Below are 15,166 nucleotides of genomic sequence, written 5' to 3' on the forward strand. Positions count from 1 at the left end.
CCCAGTAATATGTAGCGAAAGACCTCTCACAAATGTGTGAGGCAAACTACGAGACGTCCAGGAGGACAAACACATGGCAAAGGAAAAGTACGAGCGTACTAAGCCGCATGTTAACATTGGTACCATTGGTCACGTTGATCACGGTAAGACTACCTTGACCGCGGCTATTTCTAAGGTGCTGCATGGCGAGTATCCAGATCTGAACCCTCAGTATGACTTCGATCAGATTGATGCCGCTCCAGAAGAGAAGGAACGCGGCATTACCATTAACATCGCACACATCGAGTATCAGACCGCTGAGCGTCACTACGCTCACGTGGACGCTCCAGGCCACGCTGATTACGTGAAGAACATGATCACCGGTGCTGCTCAGATGGATGGCGCAATCCTCGTGGTTGCTGCTACCGATGGTCCTATGGCTCAGACCCGTGAGCACGTTTTGCTCGCTAAGCAGGTCGGTGTCCCGAAGATCCTCGTTGCTTTGAACAAGTGCGATATGGTTGATGATCCAGAACTTATCGACCTCGTCGAAGAAGAGGTTCGTGACCTCCTCGAAGAAAACGGCTTCGATCGCGACTGCCCAGTCATCCGCACCTCTGCTTACGGTGCTTTGCACGATGACGCTCCAGATCACGAGAAGTGGGTAGAGACCGTCAAGGAGCTCATGAAGGCTGTTGATGAGTACATCCCAACCCCAACTCACGATCTTGACAAGCCATTCTTGATGCCAATCGAAGATGTGTTCACCATCTCCGGTCGTGGTACCGTTGTCACCGGTCGTGTTGAGCGTGGTAAGCTCCCAATCAACACCCCAGTTGAGATTGTTGGTTTGCGTCCAACTCAGACCACCACCGTTACCTCCATCGAGACCTTCCACAAGCAGATGGATGAGGCCGAGGCTGGCGATAACACTGGTCTTCTTCTCCGTGGTATCAACCGTACCGACGTTGAGCGTGGTCAGGTTGTGGCTGCTCCAGGTTCTGTGACCCCACACACCAAGTTCGAAGGCGAAGTTTACGTCTTGACCAAGGATGAAGGTGGCCGTCACTCGCCGTTCTTCTCCAACTACCGTCCACAGTTCTACTTCCGCACCACCGACGTCACCGGTGTTATCACCTTGCCAGACGGCGTTGAGATGGTTCAGCCAGGCGATCACGCAACCTTCACTGTTGAGTTGATCCAGGCTATCGCAATGGAAGAGGGCTTGACCTTCGCAGTTCGTGAAGGTGGCCGTACCGTTGGTTCCGGTCGTGTGACCAAGATTCTTGCCTAGTATTTTCTCTAACTGAAAATATTAGCTAAGGCTTAATAAAGACCCCACGAGTTTCCTCGCGGGGTCTTTATTATGTTCGTGCGCGCTTTGAAGGAGCTTGAAATCATTGGATTTCAAGCTCCTTCAAAGCGCGATTTGGCATGCGAAGCACGGTTGTGGTTAATGCTCAAGCATGTCATCAGCGCACACAAAACACAACCCAGTTTCTAAAATCCAACCACACGAACCTGCCTTGCCTTCGTCAATCGAGACGAAGGCAGACCTCGCTTGCGTTGAAAGCACACTGTGCTTTCAACCCTGAGCAAGCTCGGCGCTCCGAGTTGCTTTCGTGCGCGCAATGCTGCGCTCAAGCATGTCGTCGCGCACACAAAACACAACCCCCCCCCCAAAAAAAAATGAACTACCACACTAACCTGCCCTGTCTTCATCTTTATTGACGAAGACAAACCTCGCTTGCGTTGAAAGCACACTGTGCTTTCAACCCTGAGCAAGCTCGGCGCTCCGAGTTGCTTTCGTGCGCGCAATGCTGCGCTCAAGCATGTCGTCGCGCCCATGTTTGGAACACAGAACACATAAATAAAAACCCTGCCGAACGAATTCAGCAGGGTTTTTGTGTTTAGAAAATCAGAACTACTAATCTCTATTATCTCCAAGCAACTCTAGCAAGTAGATGAACATGTTAATGAAGTCCAAGAACAGCTGGAATGCGCAGAAAATAGATACTTTCTTAACCATTTCAGGCTGATTTTCATATTGTGCAAGTAATGCGCGAGTTTGCTGAGCATCGTAAGCTGTTAAACCTGCAAAAATAACGATGCCAATTCCAGCCATAAGACGCATGGTTCCAGTATCTTGCCCAATAAACGAAATAATAATTTGCGCAACAACGAATACAAGTAATGCAACCATTAAAATTGGACCAGCTTTAAGCAAATCCTTTTTTGTAGTAAGTGCAAGCATTGTCAAGCACAGGAAGAATCCTGCAGTTAAAGCAAACACTAATGCCACGGATCCAAGGCTAAATACTTGAAAGACTGAGCTTAAAGTGAATCCTGTTAAAGCAGCATAAGCATAGAACAAAACTCGTACTGTTGTCTCACTCATCTTCATTAAACGCGTTCCAAGAACAACTGCTATCACAACCTGAGCAATTGCCAGCATCATCCAACCCCATCCGCGGGTTGCAAACATAAATCTAAGCCAGAAATTACCGCTCTGAGTGAACAGTGCCACAAGAGTTGTAACAATCAATCCAAGCGTCATTTCACCATAAGTGCGTCCTACTGAAACTCTTTTTGCTTCTTCAAAAGCATATGTTGCCTGAGTGTCAATAACCTCAGGAGCACCGCTTCTGTAATAATCTTGAGTAAAGTTTGTCATTATTTCTCCTTAACAGCTATGAAATAAAACGCTGTCAAGACAACGTTCTCACACAATTATAATTAAAGCATCTGGGAAAATGCTAAAAAAATACAGCATAATTTATACGTTCGTACAATAAGCTGATTTTAGTATTTCGTAATCTTGCGCTTCGCATTGATATTATGCCTTACTATTAGGTGCCTCTTCAACTTGAGGAGCACCATTAATATCGCGGTGAATACCTTGCATTTGTGTTTCAATATTTTGCAAGCTATGCGCGCAATCGAGCAAAGTTTGAGAGTGTTCAGCCAACTTTGCATCTGGCAAACCGGCTTTGTATCTTAAAGCGTGCTCCAAGCTAGCCCAATAATCCATCGCAATAGTTCGGAATTGCACTTCAACTGGCGTGTAGTGTGCTCCAGAAGACAAGAACACAGGAACTGCATAAATTACGTGCAAACTGCGGTATCCATTAGGTTTTGGATTCTTAATATAATCCTTAACTTGCAATACTTGAATGTCTGTTTGTTTAGAAAGATATTGTGCTACAGAATACACATCGTCGCAGTAGTTGCAAATTACGCGAATTCCAGCTACGTCGAAAAGATTATCACGTATAGAGCGTGTGGAAATATCTAGATGACGCCTTTGCAGCTTCTCAAAAATTGAGTGCACTGATTTAAGACGGCGTTCCATGTGGTGAATTGGGTCGTGAGAGAATCGCACCTGAAATTCGCTATCTAGAATCTCGAGCTTTGTACTTATTTCGTACATTGCTCCTTCGTAAATTTGCATCATGTTTACAAATTCGTCGATTTGGTCTTCAGGAAGCATAAGCGAATTAGTTTTGTCGCATTGGGAGCAATTTTGTTGATTTTTTGTATTGCTTACATTGCTACTTAAATTGTTGCTTTCATTAGCTGCTTCGTTGCTATGAAGACGCGCATAGAGTTCTGCTGCGTTTACGCGGTTATGACGATCAAGTATCACGTCTTTTAATAATACTATAAAAACTGCTAAACGTCTGGGAGTGCGTATGTAAATGTAATATTCTTTGCAAAGCGTGATATAAATATCTTAGGTGATTGCGCGCAAGCAAAATCTAGGAAAGTATTTTGACGGGGAGTGTATTTTGTCTGAAAATAAGCAGGATAATATTCCTAAAGTAATTTCAATAGTTGGTCCTACAGCTTCAGGCAAAACTAGTCTTGGTATTGCGCTTGCGCAAAAATTAGCTGAGCGTGGGATTCGTGCGGAAATCATCAACGCAGACGCGTATCAAATGTATCGTTACATGGATATTGGCACGGCTAAGGCGAGTGCGCAGGAGCAGGCGGAAGTACCACACCATTTGCTTGACATTATTGATCCTGAAGAAACGATGACGGTTGCGCGCTTTCAAACTTTGGCAAGGCAGTGTATTAGTGAGTTGCAATCGCGTGGTGTGAGGCCGATTTTAGTTGGAGGATCGGGATTGTATGCTCGTGCTGCTGTGGATGATATTACATTCCCAGGCACGGATGAGTCTATTCGTGCAGCTTTGGAGGAGCGCGAGCGCAAAGAGGGAGCAAGTGCGCTGTTTGATGAGTTGAAGCAGAAGGATCCGGTTGCTGCGGCTCATATGGATGCGCGCAATCCGCGACGTACAATTCGCGCGCTTGAAGTGATTGAGCTTACAGGAAAGCCTTATTCCGCAACGCTTCCGAAGTATAAGTATGTGATTGATTGCGTGCAAATTGGCTTAGATTTGCGTCGTGAAGATTTAGATAAGCGCGTGGATTTACGTACGCAAATTATGCGTGAGCAGGGTTTTGTGGATGAGGTGCGCGCAATTCGAGGGCGATTGGGTGTGACTGCAGCTCGTGCTCTTGGCTACCAGCAGATTATGGATTATTTGGATGGCGTTTGGAGTGAGGATGAGGCTTTTGCGGATATTGCGCAAAAAACTCGACGACTTGCACGCAAACAAATGGGTTGGTTTGGTAGGGATGCACGCATTTACTGGTTGGACGCGTTGCGACCGGATCTTGCGGAAGCTGCGCTCGCGATTGTTGATGCTGCGGATGCGGGGGAGTTTGATTGCAATAGTTCTGACGCTACTGAGCACGCTACTCAGCACCATCTCGGAGATGCTTTTAACGTTTAATTTAAGCATTGAAAACATTGGGATTTGCTACAAAAAACGCCACTGTTTGAGCAGTGGCGTTATTGCGTTTGTGGAGTCGCGGGGAATTGAACCCCGGTCCGGTGACCGTACCCTCGGTCTTCTACGTGCGTAGTCTGCTGGCCGTGCGGCAGTTTTTCTGCCCCCATGTTATCGCAGACAATTCATGGCGAGCATATCTACAGTCAAAGTCCCTGAATTGCCCTGCAGCTCGGCAATTCAAGCAAGTCTTCTTATGACGTTCAGCACCACTCCGAAGACGTGAGTGGGTGAACGGAGCAGCTGCTCACTGGTTAATCCTGGCGCGAAGCTCAGGCAGCGAGAGCGAACTCAGTGCGATTAGATTTAGCACTTATTCTTTTGCGAAAGGACGTTTACGAGTGGACTTCCGCATTCTCGGCACGCTTCCCCGCGGCGAACAGATCGCCGTCGAAACCGATCGACCCCTTTTGATTTTTCAAACAATTGTTGCTCTAGAGCACACATTTCTACATTGTATCATATTTTAACGCGACGAACTGCTTGAGCACTTATTCCTCACGGCATAGTCGTTCGGATGATTTTTTTTGGGGGGGGGGTATTGATTAGTATACTATTAGTTAGGTGATTTTATTTGCCAAGCGTAAATATGAGTTGTAGTTGATTTGTAATGAATAAAAGATTATAACAAATGTTTATTTTATGTCCATATATTGTATTCATGTATGATACATATGAAGATTTATAAGTATGCGTGGTCTACTTGAAATTGGTTGGAGTGAGGAGAAATAATGGCAGAGCGTAAAGATTTACACGGTGATGTGGTACCAAGAAGAACACTTCGTAAGGCTCATGCGGTGAAGCGTTCTCGTGCTTTGCGTAAGGGAGTTGCTGGAGTTGCTGTTGCTTCAACTTTGGCAATGATGCTGCCATCTGTTGTAGCTTCCGCGCTTCAGCCTACTCAAAAAGATATTATCGATGCGTCTAATATGACGCAAAAAATGGGCAAAGGTAAGCCTGATGTAGACGAATTGAACATGCAGCGTTGGGGTGCTGGCGTGCTCAATAAGAGTGCTCAAACTCAAAAGTTTGTAGAGCTTGCGCGTCATGATGCACAAATGCAACAGTTGCGCGAGGCTGAGGGATCTCGCAAAGAGCAAGAAGATAAGAAACCTAGTGAAACTACTTCTGGTGCATCTGTGCTGGAAACGAATGCATCTCCATCTGCATTGGCTGCGTCTCCTTCTGAGCCGCTGACTAGTGTGAAAAATACCCCAGTTGCAATTTCTTCTCCCATGCCTATTATGCCTTCTGTAGGTGCTGTGAAGTCTGTAAATTCTGATAAAGCTCTTCATGACGTTCAGTCTGCTACGCCTACAAAGACTTCTGAGATTAAAAATGCAACTTTAGGCTCAAAGTCAAATGTTACTGAAAATACAGTAAGTGCTGCTGAATCTGCTACGGTGAGTGCGCCAGTGTCTAATTCTGTTGTAAAAAGTGCGACTGCTAATAGGCAAGCTCATCAAAATACTACTAATCCAGATACGACGAAGCCAGATACTGCGAAACCGGTTCAGAATGTTGATAATAAGCCGGCTACTACAAATACTGCAGCTACAAAGCCAGCAGAAGTAAAGCCAGAATCAACGCCAACTGCGAAGCCAGCAGAAACAAAGCAACCGGAAGCAAATGCTGGTGACGTTGATCCAGCTGAAAATCAGCAGCCTGCAAACGTAGAGCCAGCTGCTGCAGATGCGGCTCCTGCAGGTAATACAACTGCATCGTCTACTCCTGTAACTCCTGCAAATGCAGAATCTAACACTGGCACTGGAACTGCAGCGACCACAGGTACAGATACAATTGCACGAACCAATGCACAAGGTTCGCAAAGCAGTGCAGAAGGTGCAACTACAGGTGCCACAGGCAAAGATAAAAGCGCTACGCCTTCAACTACTGCACAAAACTCTGCTTCCCAGAATCAATCTGCTTCTACGCCGAACAATGATACAACTCACTCAACGCCTGCTTCGAACAATCAGCCAACGCCTTCACCTTCTCCTGCACCGACCTCTGGCACACCGACCTCTGGCACACAGAACGCTGGCACACCGAACACTGGCACAACAACTAATAACGCAGCAACTGATCCAGACAGCCAGGTAATTAAGCCGAATACGGATAATCCAGAGGCGAAGAGTACAGAGCAAGCCAACGAACAGGTACAAACCGACACTAAGTCAAAAGCTACGTACAATTTGCAAATTCGCTATACGATTGGCGGTGCTGCGAATAAGCAGCTTGTACAGCCTTATGAGCTTACAATTGACCAAGAAGACTTCGATAAGCTTGACAAAGATGGTAAGTACGAATACGTTGAGCTTCCGCAGGCTGCTGGATACCGTCCATCTGTATACCATTCCGGGGATTATCAGTACTACATTAAAAACGACGAAGGCAAGTTTGTTATTGACGACGGTACGGATGCGGATGCTAAGCGCTACTTGCGTTTGAGTAAGAAGCTGATTACTGAGTATGCTGTAAAGAAAAGGCCTGCTGTTGGAGCTAACAACGGCGCTCAAGCCCCGCAAGCCTCGTCATCTCAAACAACTTCGCAATCTTCATCATCTGCGCAACCGGCAGTAGAAGACGGCATTCAGTATTACGGCGAGTTGAATATCAACTACGCTCCTAAAACAGCTAAGTACTATGTGCGTCACTTGGTGCAGGATCTCGATAATAAGGATGAGTTTCACGATGCTCCAAATCTTGGCGTTGGCAAGACTATTGAAGTAACTTACAAAGATGGCAAAAAAGAACGTATCCACGTCACTGAAGTTACTGGCACTGTTGGTTCAGATGTGAGTGCTGTAGCTCTGTATATTCCAGGCTACGAGCCGGAGCATAATCTTATTAGCTCGCCACTTTCTGATTCTGAAGATGAAAAAGACAAGCTAGTTTTGAACCTTCGTTACTATCGTAAGGCGTATGAAGTTACTTACGATTCTGCTGGCGGCACGGATGTTACTGCTCAAAAAGTGTATTATGATCAGGAAGTGCCTGCGGTTCCAGAACCTACATATCGTGGTCATAAGTTCCTTGGGTGGCAGGTAGTAAAACCAGGGGATACTAATCAATCAAATACTTCTGGTAGTCCACTAATTAAAGGAAATTCTACTAACTACAAGATGCCGGATCACAATGTGCGATTCCGCGCAGTTTGGGAAGCTAACAATACTACCAGCTACCGCGTGAACGTGTGGGTACAGAAGGCGGATTTGGTAGACAAAGAGCATCCGGATTCGCTTGTAAACTACGACTTTGTTGGTCTTGTTGAGCGCACGAATGTGCAAACTGATAGCGACGTTGTGCTCGATAAGATGGATGATGCTGGTGTTGCTAAAGATACTGATGAGCTTAATGGCAAAAGCGAAACTGATTATGTAACGAGCCCGGAGCTTGGCTTAACAAAAGAAGAGCTGCAAGGTACAGATGCGAATAATCATAAAGATGGCTTAATTTCAAAGTTCAACTGGATGAACGATACGCCTGTAACAAGCTTAGACGGGTATGATACTGAGCATCCTGGTGATGTTAACAACAAGGGTAAGGACTTATTCACGCGCTACTTCCACGTGAATAAGGAGCTTACTAAAAAGCTTAACACTGAGGAACATGATTTTGTGCAGGGTCGCCCAGATTTAGGCAAACGCAGTAAAGCGAAGCTTTGCGCAAACGACTTAAACAACACTCTTAACTTAGTTTACGACCGCAATACTTATGAGCTTATTTTTGCTAAGCCTGCTGGCGTCAATAGCGGTGACAATGTTGCTATAAAAAGAAAAGATGAAAACGGCAAAACAACTATTTATTGCTATGCTGGCGGTGGCGGTTGCTCAACGAAGTATGAAGGTAAAGATGAGGATGATAATGGCGCTAAAATTAACCATAAAGGCTACCACGTAAATGTTCGTTACGGTCAAAAGCTTACTGATATTTGGCCTGATGTAAATGAATTATATTTTAGTGAAGAGGGAAAAGGCTCTTTAGGGTGGCAGCTTGGATTTGCGGGGGATGTAAAGTATCGTGACACTCCTCCGTATCGTTTTACTAAAGAAGAATTTGCTGACCCTAGTTGGCGTGTAGTGGGTAAGAACCAAGCGCCTAAAATTAGTGATGACCCTTCGAATCCTGATGCAAAACAATATGAGTTAAAAGATAATCAGCGTCTGCTTACTGCTGATAGCAGTGATCAAAGTCAGCCTATACAGGTGATTATTAGGAAGCAAAGTATTGCATCCGCTAAAAAGGGTGGTACAGCAAGCGATGACGATTATGAGCTTTCTACCGATTCTTATAGCAAAGATGATACTCCCAACACTGGCTATGATTATCCAGCTCCATCTATTGCTGGTTTTAATCCTGCTGATGGTTATGATAAGACAAAAGTTGGTGATGCGTTAGATTCAGACGACTTTAAAGATAATCTGGAAGTGTGGTATAACGAATCTCATGCTCATGGGAATTGGGATGATTTAAGTGAGGATGAGCAGAAAGCTTTTGCTAAAAAGTATCATTTAGCATTTCGAAAGTATAGGGGCGTTCCAGTAGATGAACAAGAAAATTATAAAGGTGATGAAGATGAATTTAATGATAACAAACCACTTGAGTTTAGGTACGACCGCAAGTCGTACGACGTGCAGTTTTATAATGCGGATGGCAATGCTATAACAGATGGCAATGTCGCTGCTAAAGAGAGATTGCCGTACGAGTATAGCTTGACTAAGCGCGGCAAAAAAGATTTGACGGGCGAAGACAAAGAGCTATACGGCAACGTTAAGTCTTACGATGATTCTGTAACTAAAGAGGGTGGTGATAACACCGCAACTCAGTTCGATGGCAAGTACACATTCACACTTAACGGCAAAACTTACTCCATCACTCGTCCTAACAATTTGCCAAAAGACTACGTGTTTAAAGGCTGGGCTGTTGATCAAGCTGGTAGTCAGCTTATAAATGGCGAGAGTGAAGATGCTAAAGGTGAAAGCAAAGATAAAAGTAAAGCTAAAGATGTTACAATGCCAGTTAATGGCATTAAGCTTTATGCTGCGTGGGGTAAGCCAACTAATATTAAGCACACGGTAACGTTTAACTACAATATGCCAAATACCGATGGAAACGGTAATGAGGTAGCTGGCACAAACGTAGTTAAGAAAAAGGAGTTCGCTCGCTACCATGTTATTGACGAAAAGGATGAAATAGGCACTCCAACTCGCAAAGGCTACGACTTCTACGGTTGGGAAATCAACAAGAATGGCAAAACTTTGCCGTACGCCTTTGGCAACAAAGTAGTAGAAGATATAACGCTTAACGCAGTGTGGGTGAAGGATACTCGCTACAAGGGCACTTTTAAGCATATATTCTTAAAGCCTGGATACACGATTTCTGACTATAAGGATGCTGCTACGAAAGAAGCCAAAGCTGCGATGGTAGACCATACCGCCGAGCAAACGGTTTCCGGCTTGCGCGAGCATTTGCGCTACAATGCGGAAGCAGTCTATAGTGACGAAACGCACTTCCCAGATAAGCATTTCACGAGCTTTGAAGCTTCGAGTACTGAATCTGAGAATACTGGCGAGTTTATTTACCAAACTTATAATATGCGCAAGTACAAAGTTCGCTATGTAACTATTGGTAAGGACGGTAAAGAAAAGGAGCTTCTTCCAGAAAGCGAAGTTAGCTCTGTAAATAGAAAGTATGACGTAGTATTCTACAAGCCTATTGAAGGCTTTAAGCCAGAAAATACGCAGCAGCGTATTGAATACGTTACTGATCCTTACGGCAAGCAAAAAGCTGACGATATTCGTACTATCACATTTAGATATGATGACGTACGCGTGCTTAAGCGTAAGGACGATTATCAAGCTCGCCCAGATCACTACACGCGTTACGTGTTTAAAGTGGCTGATGGTCAAGACTCTATGGGCAGCGTTGTTGACTGGCAGAACAAGGATGTAGCTGACGGCTCTGCTCTTGTGTACGACGCAATTAAGGGCACAAAAGCTTATCAAATGCCACTTCCAACAGTGAAAGCAAAGCCTGGATTTGAGTTTGCAGGCTGGACTTCGAAAGTCGGTTCGTCTGAAGTTGGCTCGCATACGCTTCAGTATTCCGATGGTGTAAATCGCTTGCCGATTCGCTCCGAAGAGCAGAACAATCCTGAGGTAATTTACACTGCTAACTTCAAGATAAAAGCTCCTGTTGCAATTGATACTAAGGTTTTGAAGCCAATAGATACTTTGAATCCGGCTGATCCAACTGCAGCTAAAGCTCTTATAACGAATGCTGATGAGTATCCAAGTGATGCTACGTTCTCATTCGGTAAAGACGAAAAGTTTGACAACACTCCAGGCTTGCACAAGATTAAAGTGCAAGTGCATCTTGATGGCAACATTGCTGAAACTGAAGTGCTGTACCGCACGCTGCCGGATTTGGTGTACGGAAGCGAGTGGGAGAAGTTTAAGGCTACTGACTACGGTAGCAAGCATAAAGACGAGTACGTGCCGATTACCTTTACCGGTAAGAACGATGAAGGCACTATTATTGGTCACGATGGAGATAATTCTAATCATCCTGATGACGGAGACACTACGCTTACTGCGTACGTTTATAAAGGTAAGGATGTTAGAATCCGTGTGCCGCAAGCTTTCGGTAAGGATCATAGTGCCGATAATTACCACTACGTGTTTAAGGGCTGGGCAACTAATGTTGTAAAGCCGACTGCTGAGAATCCGAATCCAGAGCAGAAGTACGATATCGATTCTGAAGGTCGTTATAAAGATGTTAAGGTTAACGATAATTCCGGCATAACTTATAACGCTGTTTACAAGAAGATTGAATACTTCTCGAGTTCCTCTGACGGCGGTGAAGTTCCTAAAGATGCTGTAGTTGCAATCTTCAAGCCTGCTCCAGGACGATTGTGGAGTGACGGCACGAGTGGACCTAAAGTGTTCTACGTAAAGAAGGGCACTGATATTTCCCAAATTACGAAGATCATTAATGGAAAGCAAGTGAATGTTCTTGAGATGCTGAAAGGCAGTCTCACTGGAGCTACTGGCACTTGGAAACGAAGCAGTATGCTTAATGACGGTAAGAAAGTTACTGAAGTTAAAGATGTTGCTGACGTGACCGGTGATTGGAAAGATGGCTGGAAAGTCAATGAACCATTCCAAGAGTTCGTGGCAGATCAAACCCCTTGGACAGAGCCAGCAGTGCAGACTGATTACCTTGTTGCTGTGCAAGATGACCCTGACACGCTTCCAAAGCTAACCGATTTTATAACTAATATGTCTCAGCTCAAAGCAGATGCTGCTGTGAATAATGGCATAGAAGACATAAAAGTCGAATACGATTTACCAACTGAAGCTGAACAAAATAAGTTAAAACAAAAAATGCTTAAGAAGCCTGCTTTGTACACTGTTCCTTTGAAAGTTACAGTTAAGTATAAGGATGCAGTGGATTACAAGACTTATAGACTTGTAGGACGCTTAAAAGTGCTTTATCAGTTGATGTACCCAGAAAGCTTGCCGAAGGAGAATACGCAGGATACTACGCAAACTGGTGCTAATGCTGAACGCAAACTAGTTTTTGATAAGACTAAGTATGTTTCAGTCAACTTTATAAATGCTCAGAGTGATAATAAGTCACCAAATGGCAAGGGTGAATTTGCTGAAGGTTCGCGCGAGTTGTACTACGCATATAAGCAATCTGCTAGTGGCGTTCGTGCACCGCAGGTTATTGGCAAGGATTACGATGCGAAAGGATACCATTACGAGTTCCAAGGCTGGGAGATGCAGGCAGCTACTGCACCTGTAGCAAATTCGACCAACACGCCAAATATTACGAATGGTACAAATACTGCTGCATCAGTAGTCCCTGTTGTGACACTTGTTGCTACTGCGGCTCCAACACCTACTACTGTGTCGAATCCACCAAAAATTAAGCTATATTCTAGTGCTGAAATTGCTGGTATGAAGTTTAGTGGGAACACCACTTTTATAGCACGTTATAAGCTTGTGCCAAACGTAATTGACGCTTCTCAACAAGACGATATTCCAGATGGCTACGTTGCAACCATATTCCTTCCAGGATTTGGTAGAACGTGGGCTGACGGTTCGTATAAGCCAAAACTTCTGTATATTCGTCACGGAAAAGATAAAGAAGATAACATTAAGTTTGCTCAAAAAGTTGCAAACGATACTGCTGCAGAACTTTCCGGTTTTGCAAAGTGGCAAATGTATGATGCAAAGAGCCGTAAGTCAAACATACTCTTACACGACAATTGGGATATCAGCAGGCCGCGCATTTTCGTTGCTGAACAAAATGGCGCTGATGGTGTGAAGATTCCAGAAACAGTTGTTGGCGTTGGAGATAAGATTCCAAACGTCAATAAGCTCGTACATAGTGCTGACCCTAAAGTGAGTGCATCTGTAGATGAGAATGCTAAGGTTGATGTTTCAAAGCCTGGAATTTCAACAATTATGGTGAATGTAACTAAGCCTACTGATGAAATTGATAAGACTACAGGAAAGCAAAAAACTGTTACAACTAAGTTGCCTGTGCATGTGTATGTTTTGCCTAACGTGATTGCAGATAACGATTTGCCGGCTAAGGGCACTGCTGCGGCTAAGTTCATAGAAAAGAACTACACGAAGGTGACGTATGTAGCTGGTAAGGGCGGAAGTTTGCAAAAATCGCCTCTTGAGAGTGCTGGCGACAAGATAGTTTCAGTATATTGGGTACGAAACAGCGCTACTAATTTGCTTATGCCAGTTCCAGATGTGCTTGCCGATAAAGGCTACATGTTCAAGGATTGGTCGTCTGATACGACTGAAAAGCCAGCGGCTCTGGCAGATAAACGCAAGGCCACAGAAGAAGAACGAGAAGCTTTGGCTCGAATGGCAATTATGGATGGTATGCCATATGTAGCAAAGTTGATTCGTAACTCAGATAAATTTACGCTTGCTGCTTTGCAAAATCTCCTGAACGAAGCGCAAAAGCAACATGCTGCGCAAGTCTACAATGCTAAGCGTGAAGAATTAGCTCAGGTTGCTGAAAGAAATCATAAGACTGATCTAGCTTCTGAAATTCGTCAGTCTCATGATTCCTTACAAAAGATTAAGGATAAGCTTGTCCAAAATGGCATTGATGTTGACAAAGTCATTGAGCAAGTTCATGAAAAGACTTTGCTTGTAAAACTTGCTAAAGAAGCTGGAAAACCATGGCTTGCCAAGCAAATTTCCAATTCTATGTATTCTTCAATAGAAGCGCTGAAGAATTTGATGCAAGAAGCAGGAATAGACTTAACATTTGCTAATCTTGAGAACGCAATTGATAGTTATGTTCTTGATGAACAGCGAGAAGTGCTCGCTGAGCTTGCTGATGAAGCAGATAAGCCATTTGTTGCAAAGATAATTCGCAGCTCCAAGAAGTCTAGTTTGGAAGCTTTGAAGCAGGTTTTGCGCAATGCTGGAGTAAATCCAGAGATTTCGCTGCCAAAGCCTCACTCAAAACACGAAATCACTATTACTGCAAACTTCGAGAAGATGGCTCCTATGAGGTTTAAGTTTAGTGGTTCTGCTCGCGAGGGTATGTTAACGAACTTTACTTTGCAAAACATGACTGAAGGATCTGGCGATGCTACTAACAAGATTACGGTAGATGGTAAGGAAGTAACCATTAACGAGTTAATCTCAGAGGTTACGAATTCTGTAAACGGTATTAACGCAACCTGCGCTGGTACTGTATGCAAGATTTCCGGCACTCCTAAGATTGTGAATGGAAAGCCAAAAGTTGAGCTAACGTTTACTACTACCGATAAGTATGGTCGCGAAGCGGAAATTGCTGTTGAAATTGATGTGATTTCTGAGAGCAAACCAAACTCTCCAACTCCAGCACCAATTCCAAGTCCAGCACCAGCGCCTGAGCAGCCAACTCCAGCGCCTGAGCAAGTTATTCCTTCTCCTGATTCTTCTATTTCATATGACGTAACTATTGAGGATGAAAAGAAGCAAGAAAAGGATCTAAAAGAAACTGTTGAAGCAAAGCTGGAATTAGCTAAAACTGGTAGCGACACGGTTTCTTCTGCATCTGCTGGTATTTTGTCGGCAGCAATCGCAGCAATTGGTCTTGCGGTAGTAAAGACTGGCAAGCACCATCGCAAGCGTCGCAATAATAAATAATTTATTTAAATTTGGAGCGTTTGAATTTTTCATGCGCTCCATTTTTATACGAATTATAAGCGCGTCGAGGGTGGTGACTAAAATAACGAAGGTTCCGGTTCACGCTTAGCTATTGGGGCTTTGCGACCCGGGTCGCCCGAATTCCATAGG

The 15,166-nt window shown here is 44.4% G+C and carries 5 protein-coding genes and 1 other RNA gene; 3 read left to right on the top strand and 3 right to left on the bottom strand.

Features of this window, described 5'->3' with window-relative positions; genetic code table 11:
• Positions 1–73 precede the first annotated feature (73 nt).
• On the top strand, positions 74–1,273 hold the full coding sequence (gene tuf, locus HXT29_RS00665; protein ID WP_004118785.1) for an elongation factor Tu: 1,200 nt from the start codon (positions 74–76) through the stop codon (positions 1,271–1,273).
• A 633-nt stretch (positions 1,274–1,906) separates the two neighbouring features.
• On the opposite strand, the gene HXT29_RS00670 is transcribed toward tuf, so the two are convergent.
• Both HXT29_RS00670 and HXT29_RS00675 read right to left on the bottom strand, forming a co-directional pair.
• Complete coding sequence (locus HXT29_RS00670; protein WP_422118382.1) at positions 1,907–2,653, bottom strand: Bax inhibitor-1/YccA family protein; 747 nt, start codon at positions 2,651–2,653, stop codon at positions 1,907–1,909.
• A gap of 162 nt (positions 2,654–2,815) precedes the next feature.
• Positions 2,816–3,625 (bottom strand): GTP pyrophosphokinase, encoded by an 810-nt coding sequence (locus HXT29_RS00675; RefSeq protein WP_004107417.1) that lies wholly within the window; start codon positions 3,623–3,625, stop codon positions 2,816–2,818.
• A gap of 142 nt (positions 3,626–3,767) precedes the next feature.
• On the opposite strand from HXT29_RS00675, the gene miaA reads away from it, so the two are divergent.
• Complete coding sequence (miaA, locus tag HXT29_RS00680; RefSeq protein WP_032842568.1) at positions 3,768–4,781, top strand: tRNA (adenosine(37)-N6)-dimethylallyltransferase MiaA; 1,014 nt, start codon at positions 3,768–3,770, stop codon at positions 4,779–4,781.
• Positions 4,782–4,849: 68 nt separating this feature from the next.
• Here miaA and ssrA read toward each other — a convergent pair.
• Positions 4,850–5,246: a transfer-messenger RNA gene (gene ssrA, locus HXT29_RS00685) on the bottom strand.
• A 323-nt stretch (positions 5,247–5,569) separates the two neighbouring features.
• On the opposite strand from ssrA, the gene HXT29_RS00690 reads away from it, so the two are divergent.
• The gene (locus HXT29_RS00690) at positions 5,570–15,016 is read left to right on the top strand and encodes an InlB B-repeat-containing protein (protein ID WP_422118383.1); all 9,447 of its coding nucleotides are present in this window, start codon (positions 5,570–5,572) and stop codon (positions 15,014–15,016) included.
• Positions 15,017–15,166 lie beyond the last annotated feature (150 nt).

The sequence above is a fragment of the Gardnerella sp. DNF00550 genome, from assembly GCF_049262685.1.
Lineage (GTDB): Bacteria > Actinomycetota > Actinomycetes > Actinomycetales > Bifidobacteriaceae > Bifidobacterium > Bifidobacterium leopoldii.